A 22,651-nucleotide genomic window follows, 5' to 3' on the forward strand; every position below is an offset into this window, starting at 1 on the left:
GTTTGAGTTTCCGTCTGAATTTCCTGTTGGCTCACTTCCAGCCTGCGGGCTTACTCCCAGAAGGCTAAATACTTTCAAGCGACCTAATGTGATTAGTGCCTTAGTCTGGATTTTGGAAATCAATGAATCCTAAAAGCTCCTATTCGTCATTGCTAGATGCTTTAACTTCTTATGATTAAAAAATATTTCAAGTTGCCCATATCGTCGCAAGCTAAGCGTCAATTAACTCTTCAGACAAAGGTGGGCTCGATGTCAAAGACAGCGCTATCAGAGCATTTTCATAAATATTGGTTACGTACAAAGTATGACAATAAAGGTAATGCTGCACTTGGTATAAGCGCTTTGCTATTGTTGCAGGGTGCAATAACGCTGCCAGCCCAAGCGGCGAATGCCAGTAAACCGGGTCAGCGAGTGTTGATGATTGAGATGACGCCAGCGTTATGTAGCTTACAGCCAACGCGCGCACGTATGCGTCAGTGTTTAGAAGGCTATTCGCTTACCGTTTCAGGTCTCGATATGGGCTATGGCGAGCGCTGCGGCCGTGGCAGTGAGCCACGCTTGACGCCCTTACAATTAAAAGTTGTCAACCGTATCATGCCTGATACCACGGTGCGTACCCAAGCATGGCAACGCTATGGCGCTTGTAGCCCTCTTAGCGCCAGTAGTTATTTTCGCCAAATTACCAATTATGCTGGCGACTTAAAGCTACCGAATGAGTTAAATACAGGCAACAGCTATACGGTGTTAAAATCGCGCTTTGTCGGTCAGATGACCCGCTTGAATAATGGTATGTCAGCGAATAGCGTGGATTTGATTTGTCAGGTAGGCACGCGCCGGCAAATGGTATTGACTGATGTGCACGTATGTTATGAAGGCAGCTCATTCGGCACTTGTAGCAATGTCGTCGACAACTGCGGTAGTAAGTTTATTATTTCAGGCGGCAAATAATTCTATTTTGACATTGAGTTATTGCGCATTAACCACCTTCTTTCTGCCTTTAATGAATAAAACAGTAAAGTACAAATGGCAAAAATATAGGCAATTTTTCTTATAACTCCCTCAAAATCTTAGCCATTATTCTGTCTAAAACGCTTTTTCGTCGTCTTTTAATACTTCTTTTGCACCTTTCTTGAAGTTCCTCTAACGCCTTATTCCTCTAATGTTGTGCCAAGAATCTCATTATCTATCTGTATAAAATGTAACAATATAATTTGTATTGTCCGCAAACGCGTTCGCGCTTTCTCTAGACGGTTAATAGGCTGAGGTGCTACACTAGTGAACGGTTTATGACTGCTATATTCAGCGAGCAGGTCGCTATCTCAAACGATATTCATCAATCAAAACCATCTATTACAACCATCCATTAGAATTGTGAATTATCTAATCTATAATTAGGGAGTATTCAATGTCAATGAAACAGCCTTTACGTGTTGCCGTCACTGGTGCCGCTGGTAATATCAGCTATGCTATGTTATTTCGTATTGCATCTGGTGAAATGCTAGGTAAAGATCAGCCAGTTATCTTGCAATTGCTTGAAATCACGCCAGCTCTTGACGCCCTAAAGGGTGTGGTCATGGAATTAGAAGACTGTGCATTCCCATTATTGGCGGACATCGTGCAAACTGATGATGCGACTGTTGCCTTTAAAGACGTCGACTATGCACTATTGGTTGGCGCGCGTCCTCGTGGCCCAGGCATGGAGCGTAAAGATTTGCTAGAAGCCAACGCGGCGATTTTCTCAGCGCAAGGTAAAGCATTGAACGATGTTGCTAGCCGTGACGTAAAAGTATTGGTGGTCGGTAACCCTGCCAACACCAACGCTCTTATTGCTCAGCGCAATGCACCAGATCTAGATCCACGCAACTTCACTGCTATGACGCGCCTAGACCACAACCGTGCCATCGCCCAGTTGGCTGGTAAAACAGACAGCACTGTCAATGACGTGAAAAAAATGATTATCTGGGGCAACCATTCATCAACTCAGTACCCAGACCTAACGGCTGCGACTGTCAATGGCAAACCAGCATTAGATTTAGTGGATCGTGAATGGTACGAAGCGACTTATATTCCAGAAGTACAACAACGCGGCGCTGCCATCATCAAAGCTCGCGGTGCGTCATCTGCCGCTTCTGCTGCCAACGCTGCCATCGCGCATATGCGTACGTGGGCTCTAGGTACTGATGAGAACGATTGGGTCTCTATGGGCGTTTACTCAAACGGCGAATACGGTATTGCTGAAGGCTTAATCTATTCATTCCCAGTGACTTGCAAGAATGGCGACTGGTCTATCGTAGATGGCGTTGATGTCTCATCTGATTTCTCAAAAGAGAAAATGGCAGCCACCGAGCAAGAGCTTAGCGAAGAGCGTGATGCTGTAGCACACCTGCTTCCATAAGCAGGTCCATTTGCTAAAGCTGATATATAAGCATGAAGCTAAATCATTATTAAGCTAAATAATCGTTAAGCAAAAAAGCCCTCTTATTAGAGGGCTTTTTTGTGGCTTAAATAATAGATAATACAATTGATAACGTTAGGTAAACGTTGATTTACAGCTATTCAAATAAAGCTTGCTACAATAAAGTGGTAAATCCAAATAATAAACACAATTAAATCTGTATCATTTAAGGAGAAAAGGTATGTTGGGTGAACCAGAATACAATATGAATGCGTTATTTGCACAATTAGGCTTGGATAATTCGGATGAAGCGATTGATAAATTCATTGCTGATAATCAATTGGCCAAAGGCGAAGAGCTAAAAAAAGCGCATATATGGACCGATAGCCAACGTAAATTTTTAGAAGAAGAGTGGAATAAAGATGCAGCATGGGTTGAGGTTATCGATGACTTAAATGTACGTCTGCATCCTGAAGCATAAAAATAATAATAAAGTATAGACATAAAAAGTAGTACCGTAAATAAAAACCCACAAACGTTATGAACGCTGTGGGTTTTAATTTAATCATCCGATAATCATAGCTAGCCATTTAATCAGGCTGCTGAGCACGCCATTCGAGTAAATCAATCACGTCATTATGAATGCCTGCCTTTAACGCCTCTAAACTTTCATAATGGCGCTCACCATGCAAATAGTGCAAAAATCGTACTTGCAAGGTTAAGCCGTATAAGTCTGCTTGTAGCTTGGGAAAGTGTACTTCTAAGCGCCAATCATGTTCTTTATCTACTGACGGTCTGATACCAAGATTGGCAGTACCAAATAAGCTATGCGGACGGAGACCTTTCACTCCTGGATTTTCGCTATCGGTAAGTGCGGTTAGACTATCTGGTATGACATTGCCATTGTCATCGAGGCTAACAACATCGACAGCAAAAATGCCATGTAACGCAGGTTTGATGCGTTTTAAATCAACGTTTGCAGTAGGGAAGTCCATGGTACGACCGATTTTATCACCACCAACGACAACGCCTGTCATCGCATAGTCGCGTCCCAATAGGGCGTTAGCCGCGTCGATATCGCCAGCCATCAATAAATCTCGTATACGCGTCGAGCTAATGCGCGCGCCTTTACCTTTATCATCGATAACGGTGTGCAGATTGGTCACATCTAAGCCATAATCGCGTAGAAACTGACTGTCACCAGTACGGTCATGACCAAATTTAAAGTCATCACCCAATACCAAGGCTTGGACGTTTAGGCGCAGTGCCAAAATATCGGCGAATGCCTGCGCTGATAGTGAGCGAAAATCGCTATCGAAGCTGGCAACAATTAGCGTCTCGATGCCGTATTCTGCCAGCAAAGCTTGCTTTTCGGCAAGATTGGTGAGGCGAGCAGGCGCGATCGCTGGCGCAAAAAACTCACGCGGTTGCGGCTCAAATATCATGACAGCTGAGCCAAGGTTTTGCGCTTTGGCAAGCTCACGCACTTGCGAAAGCATCGCTTGATGACCTAAATGGACGCCATCAAAATTACCGATAGTCAGTACGCAGGGGGGCAACGCTACTGGGATAGTATTGGCCGGTAAAGCGTTTGGCGACGCCATCAGTTGCTCAAGAAAATAGGTGTTCATAAATGTCAGCTATGATAAATAAGACCAATAAAAAATGAAAAAACACACCGCGATTAAAACAAACTTTTAAAACAGATGTGTCTAAAAGCAGCCATTATAAAGTAAAATAGCCCCACTAACATCCTATAGTCTGTTGTTAATCAAACAACCATGCTAACAGCTAAACGTCTATTAATCACTTATCCCTATTTTATTATTATCTATGAATATTCATGATGGAAACGCTATGCCTGCTGCTGTCTCTACGACTGATTATGATAATGGCTATGACTCTATACAACCTATATCAGCCGTCTATAAACTTAACGAGCGCTTTATAGTGCAGCTCGCCAGTCAAGACGACTTACCCGCAATTTTAGCCATTTATAACCAAAGTATCGCCGGCAAGCAAGCAACCGCTAATCTTACACCCGTGACTTGCGCAGAGCGGCAAGATTGGTTTGATGAACATCTAAATAGTGCCACGCGGCCGATTTATATTGTTAGAGCTGTGGTCGAAGATGCAGAGGTAAGTGTCGAAGAAACGGTATCGCCAATCGTCGCTTGGGGCAGCTTTAGCGATTTATATACACGACCGGCTTATCATATCAGCACGGAGATTAGTATCTACTTGCATCAAGAGCATCATGGTCAAGGATTGGGCAGCTTTTTGACGCGCTGGATGCTAACGCAAGCACCGAGCCTAGGTATCCAGAACGTGGTTGCGCTTATCTTTGCCCATAATCAGCCAAGCTTAGGATTGTTCCGTAAACTTGGCTTTGAGCAGTGGGGCTATATGCCAAAGGTTTGTGATATGGAGGGTTTTATTGCCGATGTCGTGATGCTTGGTAAAGCGGTCATTGCCGATAGTAATGAGAAATTAAAATAGCGATGACTAATGAAGATAGCAGTGACCAGTAACCATGCCAGATAAAGGCTATTTAAAGAAGAGCAGTCAGACGCCTTATCCTAAAATCTTCCATTTGCCGCCGGTTTTTTGTAGCTCATAAGTCAATGGCGCAGGCTCACTTTGACCTCTTAACATAATCTCACCCATGATGGTGGCACGGGTTTTATCATCGTTGTATTTAGTATCAGTAAAAGTCACCCCATCAACCGTTTGCTGAAATGCGGATTGCGTTTTGGCAAGCTCTTCTTCAAAGTTTGCCATGTCGACTTTATAATACGTTGCAGCTTGTTTGGCGTCACCATAATACAAACTGTCTAATGCTTTTTTAACCGTATCTTCTGGCGTGCCATTTTGAGTCGGATTGGTCACCAAGCTTTTTTGCTTACTATCAGCAGTTACTGGATTGATATTATCACTTGTGATGATGGTTTTATCTTGAGTGCTATCTGTTACTTGCGCATCTTCACTCATATTATCCATACCCACTGATTTTGCTTCATCAGTCACAGTGTCATTAGATGTTTTAGAGATTGCTGTAGTGTCTTCATTGTTATTAACAGCAGTCTCATTGTCGACCTTATCATTATTGCTACAACCACTTAAAAGGAGTCCAGTAGACAGGATGCCAACAGTCAGTAGGCTTGGTAAGCGTGACAAGGTTGTTGATAAAGCTGTCTGTGAAGCTGATGATTTGATCGTCATGTTAGTCCCCGAAATTATGTATTTATCAGTAATTATGGCAACTATTAACGTTATTCACTGTCAATTCTCATACCAAGCTTGTTTTGGTTTGGTAAGTTGAAAATGCTGCTATCCATGTTTAAGGTGGCGCGGACGGAAACCTGTTGCTAATAAGACGACGCCATAGACCACCGCGCCGACGACACACATAATCAGTAGCGCGACAATACGTTTCCACTGCGCATCATTGGTTGGGAAATAGGGTAGCAGGACATAAAGTACCGCAATCATCGAGGCGGTAGAAAGCCCAAACTGGGTAAACAGTTTTTTCCAATGACTGCCAAAGCGGAAAATCTCGCGCTTATGCAAGAAGTAATATAATAAGCCTGCGTTTACAAACGCCGCTCCCGTGGTTGCTAAGGCCAAACCACCATGTAGCGGTATATCTAAGAAATAAAAGATACCGATAAAAATGACACTAAATACCATATTGGCAAAGACGGAAATAATACCGATTCTGACTGGCGTTCTGGTATCTTGACGGGCGAAAAAGGCGGGCGCGAAGATTTTAATTAACATAAAACCTAAGATGCCGCCTGCCATACTTTTTAACGCCAGTGAGCTCATTTGTGCATCGCGTAGGGTAAATTCGCCACGTAAAAACAGCGCTTGCATGAGTACGTCAGAGAGTATAAATAATGCTGCCGATGCCGGAACGCCGACCAAAATAATTAAGCGCGCTGCCCAGTCGATGGTCTTTTTAAAGCTGATGTCATCTTTTTGCGCTTCGCTTTTCGATAGGCTTGGTAAAATCACTGTACCGATAGCCACACCAATTAAGCCAAGGGGCAACTCGCTCATGCGCTCGGCAGCATACAGCCAAGATACCGAACCGCCAATCATTAATGAAGCAAAAATAGTGTTTAATAGTAAATTAATCTGCGTGACAGAAACGCCAAAAATAGCGGGCAGCATCAGCTTTAAGATACGGCGTACGCCTTCGTGCTGAAAGTCTATTTTTGGGGCAACCAGTAGTTTTTGTTGCGAGAGCTGTGGTAGCTGTATCAACAGCTGCAGTAAACCTGCGATAGCAACAGAATAACCGAGCGCCATGATAGGAACATCAAACATCGGCGCAAAAACCAATGCGCCACCAATCATACATAGATTTAGCAAAACAGGCGCAAAGGCGGGCGCGGCAAAACGCCCGTAGCTTTGCAAAATGCCGCTGGCAAAAGCGGTCATAGAAATAAACAATAAATACGGGAAGGTTAAGCGTAGCAGTTCAGCAGTGATAGCAAATTTATCAGGCTGATCAGCAAAGCCTGGGGCAAATAATGTCACCACCCAAGGGGCGATTAAAATCACCACGACCGTTAGCATGGATAAAACCAGCAGCAGTGCCCCTGATGTGCGACTGACTAAAATCTGTACCTGCTCTAGGCTGTATTTTTCTTTATATTCAGACAGTACAGGGACAAACGCTTGGCTAAAAGCCCCTTCTGCAAACAGGCGGCGTAAAAAGTTGGGTATCTTAAAGGCGACCAAAAAGGCGTCCATTAGACCACCGGCGCCAAACACACCTAACAAAACGACATCGCGTACCAAACCTAAAATACGCGACAGCATGGTCATACTACTGACCACCATGGTTGAACGAAATAATCGACTTTTTGCCATGAGAACCTATTTTGCTAATTTGTTTACTGAAGGTTGTTTAGTGATGCTTGTTTGCTGATACAGCGTTGTTAAAAAACTGACGGATTATAGCACTTTCATTGTCCTGATAAATGGATTGAATGGAGAATAACATCTGTCGTTTACAGAAATTTTAATAAGATTATTTACTCAATCTTGGTTGTAAAGTGATGACTGACTTGCAAGATGGCGGGTAACCATTTCACGCAACTTTGTCCATTCAAAATAATCACCGGGGTCGGTTTTGCGACCGGGCGCGATATCACTATGACCGGTAAGATGCCTGCGAGTTTTTGGATAAGCGTCATAGATAGCAACGATAACTTGGGCAAGCGTTTCGTATTGAGCCGCGCTAAAGGACACAAAATCTGAACCTTCAAGCTCAATGCCAATGCTATAATCATTACATTCAGGGCGACCCAAGTAGCTAGAGCGCCCAGCATGCCACGCGCGCTCATTAAAATTGACAAACTGGGTAATCGCGCCATCGCGCTCTATAAATAAATGTGCTGAGACTTCTGCACCTTTAATGGTTTGAAAGTAAGGATGCGCCTCCCAGTCTAATTGATTGGTAAATAAAGCTTTGACGTAGTTTAGACCGTCAGTATTGCACGCCCCAAATTCATTGGGTGGCAAGCTGATATTGTGAATGACAATAGTATCAATCGCGACATTTTCAGGTCGTTTATTATGATTGGGCGAGGCAAGCCAAGTCGCAGCGGATAATCGACCGGCATGAATAGTCATTGACGATGCAGTGGACATAATACTCTCTTTTATAATGTGATAAATAAGTGCGCAGTCAATGCTGCTGATTATAACTTTTTATTAATAAATAGCGCATTCAACTAAAAATAGTGATTTAAAGTAATTTAAGACAGTGATACATCATATCACTCTAACAATTCGATAGAACTCATAACGCGATATGCGTATGACTCCTACAGTGCGAGATGTTACTCATGTCCATATATTCAAAACATTCAAACCTTTTGCCGATAGATTGTACGCCAACGAACACCCCAATGAACATTGGCAGGCGAGCGCGTTTACCGCTTACGATAGCTGCACTACTACTAAGCGCACAGGCACAGGCGTTTTTGCCAACGCCCGCGTCTCTTATAACGACAGCGGAGTTGGCGCTAGATACTACGGATGCTAAATCACAAAATGCCGAGCCAATATTAATGGCTTATGCTGAGACGGTTGTTGCCAAAGCAAATGCCGAAACAAATAATATCATCAAAGAAAGTCACAGCCCAAAGATAGAGGTAGCTTCTTCTACATCTCATACTAAAAATATTAATAACGCCAATACCGACCAGCTACTAGCCTCATGGCGCACGCAAGCAAAAGCAAAAAATCTCAGTCAGCATACGACATGGCGACGGTTATTATATTTCTTTGATGATCAAAAGAATTTAATCGGCAAGAAAAAAGACAGCAGTATCGTTGATGATGCAGCATTTTACTTAAGCAAAAATGGACAGCATGATTCAGCGGCCGAGCTTGATGCCTTGCTGGTTGCCCTTGCTGACGAAATGGCTGCGACTTCGGATAATAGGACTGCTAATAGCAAGTTTTCTAATCCTACCGCTCAAAATTCAGTACAAAACTCAGTGCTATGCCGTTTCCCAGCGCGCGTACAATGGCTGACTGATACACTCAATATCGACAAAAGCGGCTTGCAAACCGACTGTCCAGAGCTGAATGACTGGATGCAAAAGCTGGCACCTGAGCAGCTGTCTATTATGTTTGCGCAAGAATATTTAGACAATCCTATTTCAGCCTTTGCTCATACGCTATTACGTATTGACTCTAAAGCCAGCGTTGCCGATCCAAGCCAGATCCATCATGCCGTAGCGTTAAATTATACGGTAGGCGGTGACTCAAGCGATAACTTTTTGGTCTATGCCATCAAATCGATGAGCGGTGGTTATGACAATTTGATTGAAATTGACCCATATCCAGAGAAGCTCGCGAAGTATCTGCAAGAAGATGAGCGCGATGCGTGGACGTATCAATTGGCTTTGACCCCAGCGGAAGTGCAGCAGATTATGCTGCATGTCTGGGAGACTAAAGATTTGAAGTTACCGTATTACTTTACCACTGATAACTGCGCCTCTGAGATTTTACGCTTGATTGACGTGGTACGCCCGCAGCAGCATTTATTAAGCCGCCTGCCTTATGCGGTGATTCCCTCAGATGTCGTGCAATTGCTCGATAGTGAAAACCTACTTGCCAGCACCAATTATACGCCCGCCGATAGCACCTTGCGTCAAGCGCAGTTAAACAAGGTTAAAGAGCAGCGTGCGCAATTGGGCTATCATAATAGTGCTAAGCAGACGCTGAATGAGATTAAATCTGCTCAGTCTAATGCTGTCTCAAGCATAGCCGCTGACGGTCAGACATTGCTCCCACGGCTTATTACAGTAGCGGATAACAATCCGATAGACAGACATCCCTTGCAACTGGGATTTATCGGGCTAGGGCAGCGCGGTGATAATAATTATATTGATTTAGGCGTGCGCGCAGGTTATCACGATACCCTTGACCGTCCGTCAGGTTTCCCGCAGTTCTTTGATTTAGAAGGCGCAGCTGCAACCTTGCGACTATATGACACTGATAATGATAAAGCCAATCAGCCAAGCAGTGTGGTTTTGCAAAATGTGACTTTGGTACGAGGTCGGTCGTTCAATCCAGTCAATTCTGCCAAAAAAGGTAAAACTTGGGGCGCAAGTATCGAAGCGACACGCGTAAATGACGGCTCACAGCAGGATGGTAGCGATCATTTAGTCGGCAGTTTAGGCTATGAGACGGGTTGGTCATGGGCGTTTGGCGCCCCTAGCGCGGGCACAGGCGAGATGCCGCCGCAGCTATGCTATACGTTTTTGGCAGGTACGGCGCAAGCAGGCCGCGGTATTAACAAAGGCTATCGCGTTGGCGCAGGCGTCAATGCCGGTTGCCGTTATCAGATTAACAATCAGTTACGTGCGCAGGCTGAATTGCAACTGCCATATTGGTATCATGGCAGCAGCGATGAGTCTAATGCCCGTGGGCATTATTGGCAGCCAATTTCAAGCTTAGGTTTGCAATACGATATTGATAAAAAACAAGCGTTACGTATCAATGCCAACTACGAATGGCAAGATCGTATCGATGCTAAGGAAGACATACAGCTGTCGTATAGACGCTATTTTTAGCATCTTTTATGGAAAGCCTTTTTATAATTAAAAGTTCTTTTAGGCAGTTATTAGAATAAATAGTCATCACAAGCAGTTATCGAACAAAGGATAAATGATGAGTACGCAAAGTTTACTGATTATTGGTCAAGGTGATATCGGTTTAGCCGTCACTAATAAGCTCGCTCAAGACGGTTTTAACGTCATGGGGCTGGCACGTCGTGAGCGTCATCATTATGCTCTAGATGCTAACGCTAAATTTTTGCAAGCCGATGCGTTAACGCTTAACGCTGAGCAGTTGCAAGACTTTACTGCAATAGCAATTATCGTCACCCCTGATGAGTATTCGACCAGCGGTTATCATGACAGTTATTTGGCCATCAGCCAACATTTGGCAACATTGGCGGATAAACTAACCAACCTTACGCGCGTTGTTTTTATCTCGTCAACGGGTGTCTATGGGCAGGATAATGGCGCATGGATTGATGAAAACACCGCCCCTGTAACGCCTGAGCGTGAAGCTTCGCAAGTGATATTGCAAGCGGAACAAGTATTGCAACAAGGTTTTGGTAATAGGGCGATTATCATTCGCCCGAGTGGTATTTACGGACGCGAGCGCCTGATGCGGCTGCGTAAAGCCCGCGAGAAACAAAAAGAGCCAGTCGCCGCCGAGCATTGGAGCAATCGCATTATGGATCGTGATTTGGTTACTATTATTGCTAAAGTTATGACCATAGGCACGCCAAAACCACTTTATATCGCCACTGATTATGCACCAGTCACCACTTTTGAGCTTAGCACTTGGTTAAGTGAGCAAGTAAATGCAGTGTCGCCTACTCTTGATGATAATAAAACAGCGGTTACGGGGAAACGCTTGCATAGCAACATTCCGTTAGCTTGGCTGGACTATCCTGATTGGCAAGCAGGTTATCGAGATATTTTGCAGCATCAAGAGCAAAAACAACATCAAAAGTAAGATGACTGTTCGATTGCTTTTATTTTTACATCTTTTAAATTGGTAAGCCTAGGGAAAATCTATGACCCAGCATTCTACTTCTGACGATGGTTTATCCAGTGCTGATTTTATGGCAGCAGAGGAGCAGTTTGCAGAAGGTCATGCTGAGCAGTCCGCTCATTTAGCAAATAGTCAGCAGCCGGCGATTGTCCATCCTAATTTTGATCCAAAGCGCTTGCCAATTGATCCTGCTCGGCCATTGACTGACATTCCAGAGCCTGCGCGGCGCTTAAATGGTCAGCTGCGCCGCTTATATGGCAGTTCGACCCGTTTTTATCAGCCCAAAACGGACAGCTTATCGAAATGGGCGCTAGTGGCTTCAGAAGCATTGGCCGAGCATTTATCTCTGCTCAGTGCGGCAAAGCTGATTGAGCTGCCCGAGAGTTTTTATCACAATTATAGCGATCAGCCGTTATTATCGCCATTGACTGATATGACGTTGCTTGATATGGCAGATATTCAACGCGCGCTACAGGCATACCCAAAGCTGACACGTTATGGGCTTGCAAGTGTCGATAGCATAAATACTGATAATAATATTAATAAGCCTTTAAAGACAGAATCCCTACGAGCATTGACCAGACGTTATAATCCTGATGAGCTGCTTAATAGCGTCTATGCTGACGATTGGCAAGTGGTATTGCAGCCACAGCAGTTTGACAGCGGCGCGGGCAGTTTGGCGACCGATATTATGGCTTGTAGTGTCGCCGTCCATGCTTTAAAGCAATGCGGTACGCGCAAAACCATCAATCACAGCTACAGCGCGGCGCAAATTTGTCAGCATCTGCGTAGTTATTTGCTCAGTCAGATAGTGTTTGAGCCCGCACAGCGCCATGCTTATCGTCAAGTGCGCTTATTTACGGGGCATATTATCGTTGCTGCCTATCATTTAGGCTGGGACATACAAGTCAGTCACGATGGGCAATGCTACTTTACTATCTCATCGCGCTGCGGATTATTAACGCGTTATGCGAATATGCAAGATTATGATATCAACGGTTGGTCAAGTTAAGCCGACGCGATTATAATGCCTTGCACAACTTTTTGATTGTTCAATTTTCATTTTTCTTTGCTGACAGGAAGACCCTATGCTGAATGCCGCCACGCTTAATAACGCTCAACATCCACAAGACGCCTCATTTTCATCGCATCAATTTATCCAATTGGCTTTAGACAATCAGGTCTTAAAATTTGGCGAGTTTGTGCTTAAGTCTGGACGTATTAGTCCGTACTTTTTTAACGCAGGTTTGCTGGCGTCAGGTGAGATGTTATCGTTATTAGCGCGTGGTTATGCCGATGCCTTAGCTGAAAAAATGGCTGAACCAATGAATGGGGCAGCCGAGCAAGAGCTGGTTATTTTTGGAGCGGCTTATAAAGGTATTCCATTTGTCGCAGCAACCGCGCAAGCGTTATGGCTACATCATGGCATCAATGCTAAGTGGGGCTATAACCGTAAAGAAGCCAAAACTCATGGTGAAGGTGGTAATTTAGTGGGTGCTGATGTCAATGGCAAGGCTGTCTGGGTACTTGATGATGTGATTACCGCTGGCACAGCGATGCGCGAAGTGGTTGAAATTTTAGAGCAAGCGGGCGCCAGGGTGGCTGGTATTATCGTTGCGCTTGATCGTAAGGAAAAAGGTTTGGCGGAGCGCTCTGCCATTCAAGAGTTGGCTGAAACCTTAGACGTGCCGGTACGCGCCTTGGTCGATATCGATGATTTAATCAGCTATTTAGCAGGAAGTAGCACAGATAAAGATGCCGCCCAGCTTGCAAAAATGCAGCATTACCGCGCCCAGTACGGCGTATAATTTATCGCAAATGTGGCTGCACTCAGGTCATGTTTAAATAAAGTTTAAGTGACATTTGAGCCATACGCTATGCCCTCAATATCTTTGAGATGTTTGCTTAAATAATTAATACTATAACGAAAGTGAGCCTTATTATGAGCCAAGAACAACAAAAAAAATCGTTAAAAATACTGGTCATTATGGATCCAATCGAGCTGGTCAATTATAAGAAAGATACCACGCTGGCGATGATGTGGTCGGCGCAAGACCGGGGGCACAGCCTTGGCTACTGTCAGATTCATGATTTATGGTTAGACCGTGGGCAATTGATGATTGATAGCCAACCGGTGACAGTCAAGCGCGACCCCAATGATTTTTATGCCTTAGGTGAGAAAGCGACAGTGCCGGTCAGCGACTATGATGTGATTTTGATGCGTAAAGATCCGCCGTTTGATATGCGTTTTATTTATGCGACTTATATGCTTGACCATGCCAAAGCCGCCGGTGTATTAGTGGTTAACGACCCACAAGCGATTCGTGATTGTAATGAAAAGCTCTTTGCGACTTGGTTTAGCGATTATATGAGTCCAACGATTGTGACCAGTAAACAGGCGCATATTCGTCAATTTATCGCTGAGCAGCAAGATGTTATCGTCAAGCCTTTAGATGGTATGGGCGGCACGGGCATTTTTCGTTTGACCGCTGATAGTCCAAATATCGGTGTGACGCTGGAGATTTTAACCGAGCTTGAGACCCTGCCAATTATGGCACAGCGTTATTTGCCAGAGATTAAAGAAGGCGATAAGCGTGTGCTGATTGTCGATGGGGAAGTGGTCGATTATAGCTTGGCGCGTATTCCGGTAAAAGGTGAAACGCGCGGAAATCTTGCTGCCGGTGGTAGTGGGGTTGCGATGCCGCTCACCGATATCGAGCGCCAAGTGGCAGAGGTAGTGGCGCCGATTGTCAAAGAAAAAGGGCTAATGTTCGTCGGTTTAGACTTAATCGGTGGCCGTATCACTGAAATTAACGTCACCAGTCCAACCTGTGTGCGTGAGATTGATGATCAATGCGATACTGATATTGCAACTGACTTTATTATCGCTATCGAGAAAAAACTGGCTGTTTAAGCTATTTATTCTAAAGTATTGGTCTAAATAAAGCCTTTAAACGATAAGTTTAGGCAACGCCGTAAGGATAGAGTAATTTATCACTAAGCTATGTGCACAATACTTAAAAAACAGTGTGCTAAGCTATAACGATAGACCGTATCTCTTAATAGCACTTTTAAAAAGTGATAAAAAATCATGAAAAATGATTTTTTGACCTATTAAGTGAATTTATAAAAGCCAAGCCGCGATGAATCACGGCTTGGATTTTTATTATTCATACGGCACAAAATGCTGTCTATCCGGCAGCGATTTACACTATACTATGCGGGCTTTTATAAGGCTGTTTTGGTTCGATAGATAGCGCAATCAAAAGATAATAAGTCTTTCATATACATAAAGAAAAGATAGGCAGACGTTCATGAAAACACCGCATATATTAATGATGGCTGCGGGGACAGGCGGACATGTATTTCCAGCGCTAGCAGTTAGCGAAGAATTGACCAAGCGCGGCGCGGTTATTCACTGGCTGGGTACGCCAAATGGCATGGAAAATCGCTTGGTTGCCCCAACTGGCTATCCTTTTCATGCGCTTAATATGCAAGGGCTGCGCGGTAAAGGCGTAGGGCGTTTGCTTAAGCTACCGGTTAATTTGTTGTCAGCGACAATGGCGGCGATCAAGGTCATCCGTGGCAATCAGATTGATGTGGTTGTCGGTTTTGGCGGATATGTCACCGCACCCGGCGGTATTGCGGCGCGTTTGACCAAAACGCCGCTGATTATCCATGAACAAAATGCCATTGCTGGCATGAGCAATCGCTATTTGGCCAAGATGGCGACCAAGGTCATGCAAGCGTTTGAGAATACCTTTGCTAGTAGCGAGAGTGATAGCAAGATAGAAACGGTAGGGAATCCCGTGCGCAATGCTATTAGTGGAGTTGCCGAGCCTAGTGTGCGTTACGATGTCAACGACAGCTCCCCGCTTAAATTATTGGTGGTTGGCGGCTCACTTGGCGCGCAAGTGTTAAATGAGACGCTGCCAAAAGCATTGGCTTTGCTTGACCGTCCGTTTGAGGTGCGTCATCAATGTGGACGCGATAATGAAACCGCTACGCAAGCGGCGTATGATAGTGAAGCATTAAGCGCTCATCAGTTCACTGTGCAGCCATTCATCGATGATATGGCAGCGGCGTATAATTGGGCGGATATCGTGGTTTGTCGAGCGGGGGCATTGACGGTGACGGAAATTCAAAACGTTGGGATAGCGGCAATATTTGTCCCGCTACCAAGCGCCGTTGATGACCATCAGACCGCCAATGCGCGCACCTTGACCGAGCACCAAGCAGGGATTTTGTTGCCACAAAGCGAGCTGACTCCTAACAAGCTGAGTAATGAGCTCAATATGCTAGATAGACGCGCTTGTTTAGAGATGGCAGAAAAAGGCCATGCGCTTGCCAATCGTCAAGCTTGTCAGCGAGTTGCCGATATTATCTGGCAGGCGTTATAAAAGCTGATTGTTTTGTTTATTATTTTTATTACTTATTATTAACCAAATTTGTTCGTCTTCAATAAAGAGAAAACCCTATGCCGACCTCTGCTAAATCTTTAACTAAACGTTTGATTGAAATACCAGAAATGCGCCGTATCCAGCATTTGCATTTTGTTGGCATTGGTGGCTCGGGGATGTGTGGTATCGCTGAAGTGATGAACAATCAAGGTTATACAGTCAGTGGTTCGGATATTGCTGAAAGCTTGGTGACGAAGCGCTTAGCAGACATTGGTATTGATATCGCGATTGGGCATGATTCCAAAAATATCGCCAATGCCGATGTCATCGTCGTCTCGTCTGCCATCGACCGTAGCAACCCTGAAGTAAAGGCAGCGCTTGAAGCGCGTCTGCCCGTGGTACGCCGTGCAGATATGCTCGGCGAGTTGATGCGCTATCGTCATGGTATCGCTGTAGCGGGCGCCCATGGTAAAACCACTACTACCAGTCTGTTGACCACCATGATGGCAGAAGGTAAGCTCGATCCGACTTATGTCATTGGTGGTAAATTAAATGCTTCTGGTAAAAATGCTGCGCTTGGTAGCAGCCGTTATTTAATTGCCGAAGCCGATGAATCTGATGCGTCGTTTTTAACTTTGCATCCGATGGCGGCGATTGTCACCAATATTGATCAAGACCATATGGAAACCTATGGCAACAGTTTTGATAAATTAAAAGCCGCTTATATCCAGTTTTTACAAAATATGCCGTTTTATGGTTTAGCGGTGGTCTGCGGCGACGACCCTGAATTGTACGCTATGATTGATGATATCGGGCGTCCAGTATTAACCTTTGGGCTTGAGCCGTTTAACGATGTACAGGCGGTTGATTTGGTCAGCGAAGGTACAAAAACTCACTTTACCGTCTTACGACGCGACCGTGAGCCACTACGTTTGACTTTAAATATTCCCGGTGTACACAACGTTTATAATGCACTGGCTGCTATTACCATGGCAACCGATGAAGGCGTCGACGATGAAGCGATTACCCGCGCCCTGCAAAAATTTGCCGGTGTCGGTCGCCGCTTTGAGCAGCAAGCTTCTGTAGAAATAGACGATGGTAACGTCTTGCTGATTGATGATTATGGTCACCATCCAAGAGAAGTCGATGCAACCATTAAAGCGGCGCGTCAAAGCTTCCCTGAGCGCCGCTTAGTCATGATGTTCCAGCCGCACCGCTATAGTCGTACGCGTGATTGCTTTGATGATTTTGTCGAAGTGCTTTCAAGCGTCGATGAGTTGTTGTTATTGGACGTTTATCCTGCTGGTGAAACTCCGATTGCTGGCGCTGATACCAAAGCCTTGGCACGTAGTATCCGTTTGCGCGGCGCCGTTGAGCCAACGATTATCGATAAAGCTAATATCGCCCCGGTCATGCAGCGTTTGCTCAAAGCCAATGACATGCTAATCACCCAGGGGGCAGGAAATGTCGGACAAATAGCCGTCGAATTGGCTGCCAATAATCTATATATCAAACAAGCCGCAAAAGAATTTTAGGAATAAGACTCATGACTATTAATAACCAAGAAAACATTAAACAAGAAAACATTAAGCAAAAAAATGAAAGTAATATTGATAAAAGTATCAATGCAGACGCTAAAGCTACGATTGTCAATCCAGATCTGGCGTTAGCAGCGGCGGCACAAGCACAGCAAGATAATGCTGCAAGTCATGAGCAAAACGATAAGGCCGTTCCTAGCATCGCAAACAGCAAAGTCAAAGACGCCAGTCAGTTTGGTAAAGTTGCCGTCATTTGTGGCGGCAGTAGCAACGAGCGCAGCGTCTCATTAGACAGTGGAGCAGCCGTATTAAAAGCGCTACAAAATCAAGGTGTAAATGCCACTCATTTTGACCCAAAAGATCAAGATATTACCGAGCTACGTAAGTTTGATCGCGTTTTTAATGTCTTGCATGGTCGCGGCGGCGAAGACGGTCTGCTACAAGGCGTGCTGCAATGGTTTAATATTCCGCAAACTGGTTCTGGTATTTTGGCATCAGCGCTTGGAATGGATAAAGTCCGCACCAAGCAGCTTTGGCAAGGCTGCGGCTTATCAACCGCGCCATTTTCATTGTTAACCGTGGATACCGACTGGCAGCAAGTGGTGAATATGCTTGGCTTGCCGCTGATTATCAAACCAGTCCATGAAGGCTCAAGCATTGGTATGACCAAAGTCAATAACCTCGATGAATTGCCTGCCGCTTATGCAACGGCGGTGCAGTGCGGTGACGCGGTGATGGCTGAGCGCTGGATTACTGGGCGCGAATTTACCATTGTTATTATCGATGACGAAGCTTATCCGGTTATTCGCCTTGAGCCTGCTGATATCACCAACTTCTATGATTTTGAAGCCAAATACAACCGTAACGATACCAGCTATTATATTCCTTGTGGGCTAAGCGCTGCTGATGAAAAGCACTTGCAAGATTTGAGCTTGGCGGCATTCCGTGCTGTCGATGCTAAAGGCTGGGGACGTATTGATGCGATGCAAGACGAAGCAGGCAACTTTTGGCTACTCGAGATTAATACCGTGCCGGGTATGACCAGTCATAGTTTAGTACCAATGGCTGCCAAAGCTCGCGGTATGGATTTTGATGCTTTATGCTGGCATATTCTAGCGCAAACTTTATAGTTAGGAATTTAGCAGCATATAAAATTGTGCGAATGCTTTTTAAATTGACTATATAAGCTCTATTTGATCATAAGTTGTATTTGATCAGCGTCATATTTAATCATTAATAGTGCTATCTAATACAGACAAATGTATCGCTAGCCCTGCTATAACACAGCTTCATGTAAACTTGTGTAAATTCGTGGTTAGTAGTAAGGGTTGAGCTATTGTTTAAACGTAAAATACGTTAATATTGTAATTATTGGTCTATATTAGTGATATTTATGGTTATTTAAGCAATTTCTTTAAGTTATTCATTAAATAAGAAAAATGTTACGTTTTAATGCGCCTAACTGAGCCTTATCGCTCGTTTTGGACAAATAAATTGATAATATGGCTGTTTCATCGATTGCTGCACCGATTAGCAGATTTACCATTAATAATAAGTACTATTAGCATTATGCAAATAGTTTAAGCAAAAATAGGGACGACATGTATTATGACTCAAACTGTCAATGACATCGCTGACTTGATGAGTGATAAAACCTCGCACCCTAAATCTAATTTGCAAATACCCTCTATGCTCAGATATTTTTTCACAGTATTGGTGTTAGGTTTGCTGGTGCTGATATTGGTCATGGGCGGTAAAGCATTGCGTGATGCACCGCCCGCCGCTATCCACGTCGACAATAGAGGGCTGACCGTAGCGCAATATCGTGCGTTACAACAAGTGATGAACCAACAAAGCGTGAGCAGTTTTTTTACTTCTGATTTGCAGGCGCTCAGAGATATCTCTACCGGTCTTGCTTGGGTTGATCAAGTCAGTATCAGCCGTGATTGGCAACAAGGTATTGTCGTGAAAGCGCTGCCAAAACAGGCCGTGGCAAATTTTGGTACCGAGCGTTTAGTCGATGCAAAAGGCGCAGTTTTTGTGCCAGCTGATAGTAGAGAGCTGACGCAAGAGCAATTTGCGACGCTGCAAGGCGATATAGCGCAAGCGCCAGTTATCATGCAGCAGATGCAACAAGTTAACGACTGGTATGCACCGCTCGATATGCAAGTTGAGGATATCATTTTATCGCCAAGAATGACGTGGCTGATTCGCTTTGATAATGGCTTACGTGTTATCGTTGATAATGAAAACACTGCGCAAAAACTGTTGAATTTAAGTCAACTGCTTGGTAATCAATTAAGTAATCGCCGCGATGAAATGCAGTCTGTCGACCTTCGTTATAAAAATGGATTTACTATCGCATGGAATTTGGCGCCCCCAAAAGATGGTGAAACACCGCCATAAAATAGCATCGTAAAACCATACTAAGCAATAAAAATAAAGCACCATAGATTAAGAAAGCAATCGATTTCCAATACCCGTTTGCTTCTTGATAAAGAGAGTTTACTGATAATATGACCGCGTGATCATAACGCATTTTCAATGATTTAATGGAGACGTCATTTGCTCTCCTGTTTAGCGATAATTTGTCTGGTACCATGAAAAATACTGAAAATCTGGTTGTTGTCCATTTAAGTGCCACGGCAGTCTATGTCGTTATTGGTAATGTTGTGTCTGCAAAAGACATACGTATTATGGGTGTAGGACAAGTTAAAAATAACGACTTCTATCAAGGTCAGATAAAGCATCGCGAACGCTTACAAGGCGCTATCAGACAAGCAATTCAAGAAGCCGAAGACACTGCCAATTGCCGCGTGCATAGCGTTTGGCTGACCTTAGCGACTCCTGAGCTGTTAAGTAAAAACAGTGCCGGAGATGTTAGGGTAGAAGACGAAGTTGTCCGTGCCCAAGATATGGTGCAAGCGTTATCCAATGCTAAGTCACAAGATTTGTCGCCTGATTATTATTTGATGCATTGTTGCCAACAAGGTATTTATATCGACAATCAAGCGTTTATGGTTGACGATGCCATTGACATGGTCGCACACAATATCACCGTCATGTATCATATGATGATGATGCCTGTCTCTAGCCGTCAGAATATTCAAAAACTTTTGCAAAGCTGTGACGTCGGTATCGACCACATCGTTTTTGATGCGGTGACCAGCGCAGAATATAGCTTGATGCCCGATGAGCGCCAGCAAGGGGTTTGTTTGGTCGATATTGGTGCCAGTACCACGAGTATTTGCGTCTATAAAGAAAATAAGCTGATTTTCACTCATTGTATTGCCACTGGTAGCCATGAAGTGACGATGGACATTTCAGCCGATGTCGGTATCTCAATGATAGAAGCTGAGCGCCTTAAAAAGACACACGGTACGGTTGATGTCAATAGTGTCGATCCCAGCTCATTCTTTCTATTTAAGCCGCAAGGCTCGGGTGACGAGATTAATATCGGTACATATAATCTAGCGCGTATTATTGAAGCGCGCTATGAGCAAATATTTACCGAGGTGGTGCGCCAATTACATGATGCCGATTTGTTAGGCTATATTGATAAAGGGCTGGTACTCTCAGGCGGCGGCAGCTCTATTAAAGGCATGATACCTTTTGCCAAAAAATTGCTAAAAATGCCAGTAGTATTGACCAATACCCATCCTGCGATTAGCGCTTATAATCACTTTGATAATGATGAATCGTTTAAACAGCTGAATATGCAGGTCAATGATCGTGCTTATCAAACCGCATTTGGTACCTTACTATATAGTCAGAGCGAGCAATTTCGTCGTAGTGAAAAAAGTGAGCCAGAAGCGATTCAAAAAAGTCGCGTGAAGGGTGTTTTTCAAAGTGCCGGACAACGTTTTGCGAGTGTACTCAAAAAGATATTATAATTCTGCTGGCAAATTTGCCTCTGTTAAGCAGAGAAGAGTAAGTCACAGCATAATAAGCAAACAGATTAATAGCAGCACCCTGTACCATAACGGCATATATTGGCAACGCATGACTATTTAAGCCATTGCCCTGTTTTAATTAAATACGTTTATATATAGTAAGTCGATAGCGCGCCCTATGAGTGTGTTACTACGTATCGACCATCACGCTATCTGCAACTGGAGAAATCTTTTTATGTCAAAATACACCATGCCAGATGATAATCAGCTTCAAAATAACGGCCAGGCAAGCTTCACTGTATTCGGTGTGGGCGGCGGCGGCGGTAATGCAGTTGAGCATATGGTACAACAAGGGATTAGAGGTGTAACGTTTGTCTGTGCTAATACGGATAAACAAGCGCTCGATCGTCTAACAGCGCCGCATAAATTGCAACTTGGTGCCAAGACCAACCGTGGTCTCGGTGCAGGGGCAAACCCAGAAGTCGGTCGTGAAGCTGCAGAAGCAGATGAAGAAGCTATCCGTGCGTTACTTGAGCACTCAGATATGGTGTTCATTACCGCTGGTATGGGCGGCGGTACAGGTACGGGCGCCGCTCCAGTGGTTGCGCGTATTGCCAAAGAAATGGAAGTCTTGACCGTAGCAGTTGTAACAACGCCATTTAAGTTTGAAGGTGGTAAGCGTATTAAGGCTGCCAAAGCGGGTATTGAGCAGTTGACCAATTTCGTTGACTCAATCATTACGATTCCCAATGATAAGCTTATGAGCGTCTACGGCAACATCTCTATGCAGGATGCTTTCAAAAAGGCCGATGACGTTTTATTGCATGCGGTACAAGGTATTGCAGAAACCATCGCTAGCGAAGGTATGATTAACATTGACTTTAACGACATTCGCACCGCGATGACGGCTAAAGGTCACGCTATGATGGGTATTGGACGTGCTAGCGGCGATGATCGTGCGCGTCAAGCAACCGAGAAAGCCATCAGATCGCCATTGCTTGATGATTTACGTTTAGAGAATGCCAAAGGCTTACTCGTTAACGTTATTTCTTCTGAGTCATTATCACTCGATGAGATGAGTAAAATCAGTGTCATTGTTGAAGAAATCACCGATATCGACGATGCCCATATTTTCTACGGCTCTGTTATTGATGAAAAAATGGGTGATGATTTGCATGTGACGGTTATCGCAACGGGTCTGACCTTAGATGAAAATGCGGGTCAAGAGCCTGAAGTCGTGGAGCAGCCAGTACCTTCTGTTAATAGTACACAGCCTGTGGATCCGAACTTGCATACCAGTGCGCTAAATAGCCAAAAACAAGCCCAAGC

19 protein-coding genes are annotated in these 22,651 nt (G+C 44.4%); 15 read left to right on the forward strand and 4 right to left on the reverse strand.

Going from position 1 to position 22,651, the window contains the following annotated elements; all coding sequences use genetic code 11:
* Positions 1-249 precede the first annotated feature (249 nt).
* From V7D75_RS06140 to V7D75_RS06150, 3 genes are all read left to right on the forward strand, one after another.
* Positions 250-948, forward strand: coding sequence for a hypothetical protein (locus tag V7D75_RS06140; RefSeq protein WP_225211620.1), 699 nt, complete (start codon positions 250-252; stop codon positions 946-948).
* A 457-nt stretch (positions 949-1,405) separates the two neighbouring features.
* Positions 1,406-2,395 carry a malate dehydrogenase gene (locus tag V7D75_RS06145; RefSeq protein ID WP_442968926.1) on the forward strand — a complete coding sequence of 330 codons (990 nt, stop codon included), beginning with the start codon at positions 1,406-1,408 and terminating at the stop codon, positions 2,393-2,395.
* Positions 2,396-2,636: 241 nt separating this feature from the next.
* The gene (locus V7D75_RS06150) at positions 2,637-2,876 is read left to right on the forward strand and encodes a DUF2789 domain-containing protein (protein WP_296194116.1); all 240 of its coding nucleotides are present in this window, start codon (positions 2,637-2,639) and stop codon (positions 2,874-2,876) included.
* Positions 2,877-2,985: 109 nt separating this feature from the next.
* On the opposite strand, the gene ribF is transcribed toward V7D75_RS06150, so the two are convergent.
* The gene (gene ribF, locus V7D75_RS06155; RefSeq protein ID WP_333613852.1) at positions 2,986-3,999 is read right to left on the reverse strand and encodes a riboflavin biosynthesis protein RibF; all 1,014 of its coding nucleotides are present in this window, start codon (positions 3,997-3,999) and stop codon (positions 2,986-2,988) included.
* Positions 4,000-4,252: 253 nt separating this feature from the next.
* On the opposite strand from ribF, the gene V7D75_RS06160 reads away from it, so the two are divergent.
* Positions 4,253-4,894 (forward strand): GNAT family N-acetyltransferase, encoded by a 642-nt coding sequence (locus V7D75_RS06160; RefSeq protein ID WP_333613833.1) that lies wholly within the window; start codon positions 4,253-4,255, stop codon positions 4,892-4,894.
* Positions 4,895-4,969: 75 nt separating this feature from the next.
* Here the strand turns inward: V7D75_RS06160 and V7D75_RS06165 are convergent, their stop codons facing one another.
* The 3 genes from V7D75_RS06165 to ampD all read right to left on the reverse strand — a co-directional run bounded on the left by V7D75_RS06165 (position 4,970) and on the right by ampD (position 8,059).
* On the reverse strand, positions 4,970-5,617 hold the full coding sequence (locus tag V7D75_RS06165) for a hypothetical protein (RefSeq protein ID WP_333613834.1): 648 nt from the start codon (positions 5,615-5,617) through the stop codon (positions 4,970-4,972).
* Between the two features lie 108 nt (positions 5,618-5,725).
* Entirely contained in the window at positions 5,726-7,276 is a 1,551-nt protein-coding gene (gene murJ, locus V7D75_RS06170; RefSeq protein WP_333613835.1) for a murein biosynthesis integral membrane protein MurJ, read from the reverse strand.
* A gap of 168 nt (positions 7,277-7,444) precedes the next feature.
* Positions 7,445-8,059 carry a 1,6-anhydro-N-acetylmuramyl-L-alanine amidase AmpD gene (ampD, locus tag V7D75_RS06175; protein ID WP_333613836.1) on the reverse strand — a complete coding sequence of 205 codons (615 nt, stop codon included), beginning with the start codon at positions 8,057-8,059 and terminating at the stop codon, positions 7,445-7,447.
* A gap of 197 nt (positions 8,060-8,256) precedes the next feature.
* On the opposite strand from ampD, the gene V7D75_RS06180 reads away from it, so the two are divergent.
* From V7D75_RS06180 to ftsZ, 11 genes are all read left to right on the forward strand, one after another.
* A complete protein-coding gene (locus tag V7D75_RS06180) occupies positions 8,257-10,497 on the forward strand; it encodes an Lnb N-terminal periplasmic domain-containing protein (RefSeq protein ID WP_333613837.1) in 2,241 nt (746 codons plus the stop codon).
* Between the two features lie 97 nt (positions 10,498-10,594).
* Entirely contained in the window at positions 10,595-11,452 is an 858-nt protein-coding gene (locus V7D75_RS06185) for an SDR family oxidoreductase (RefSeq protein ID WP_333613838.1), read from the forward strand.
* A gap of 61 nt (positions 11,453-11,513) precedes the next feature.
* Positions 11,514-12,503 carry a hypothetical protein gene (locus V7D75_RS06190; protein ID WP_333613839.1) on the forward strand — a complete coding sequence of 330 codons (990 nt, stop codon included), beginning with the start codon at positions 11,514-11,516 and terminating at the stop codon, positions 12,501-12,503.
* A 76-nt stretch (positions 12,504-12,579) separates the two neighbouring features.
* Complete coding sequence (gene pyrE, locus V7D75_RS06195) at positions 12,580-13,299, forward strand: orotate phosphoribosyltransferase (protein ID WP_333613840.1); 720 nt, start codon at positions 12,580-12,582, stop codon at positions 13,297-13,299.
* Between the two features lie 134 nt (positions 13,300-13,433).
* The gene (gene gshB / locus V7D75_RS06200; RefSeq protein WP_333613841.1) at positions 13,434-14,405 is read left to right on the forward strand and encodes a glutathione synthase; all 972 of its coding nucleotides are present in this window, start codon (positions 13,434-13,436) and stop codon (positions 14,403-14,405) included.
* 400 nt (positions 14,406-14,805) lie between these two features.
* Positions 14,806-15,891 (forward strand): undecaprenyldiphospho-muramoylpentapeptide beta-N-acetylglucosaminyltransferase, encoded by a 1,086-nt coding sequence (gene murG / locus V7D75_RS06205; protein WP_333613842.1) that lies wholly within the window; start codon positions 14,806-14,808, stop codon positions 15,889-15,891.
* Positions 15,892-15,968: 77 nt separating this feature from the next.
* Positions 15,969-17,426, forward strand: coding sequence for a UDP-N-acetylmuramate--L-alanine ligase (gene murC / locus V7D75_RS06210; RefSeq protein WP_333613843.1), 1,458 nt, complete (start codon positions 15,969-15,971; stop codon positions 17,424-17,426).
* A gap of 11 nt (positions 17,427-17,437) precedes the next feature.
* Positions 17,438-18,559, forward strand: a complete 1,122-nt coding sequence (locus V7D75_RS06215) for a D-alanine--D-alanine ligase (protein ID WP_333613844.1) — start codon at positions 17,438-17,440, stop codon at positions 18,557-18,559.
* Between the two features lie 478 nt (positions 18,560-19,037).
* On the forward strand, positions 19,038-19,835 hold the full coding sequence (locus V7D75_RS06220; RefSeq protein WP_333613845.1) for a cell division protein FtsQ/DivIB: 798 nt from the start codon (positions 19,038-19,040) through the stop codon (positions 19,833-19,835).
* 194 nt (positions 19,836-20,029) lie between these two features.
* Positions 20,030-21,322: a cell division protein FtsA gene (gene ftsA / locus V7D75_RS06225; RefSeq protein ID WP_225211623.1), complete on the forward strand. Its 1,293-nt coding sequence runs from the start codon at positions 20,030-20,032 to the stop codon at positions 21,320-21,322.
* A gap of 235 nt (positions 21,323-21,557) precedes the next feature.
* The coding region (gene ftsZ / locus V7D75_RS06230; protein ID WP_333613853.1) for a cell division protein FtsZ at positions 21,558-22,651 on the forward strand (1,094 nt) is incomplete at its 3' end.

This window comes from Psychrobacter sp. (assembly GCF_036731945.1).
GTDB lineage: Bacteria > Pseudomonadota > Gammaproteobacteria > Pseudomonadales > Moraxellaceae > Psychrobacter.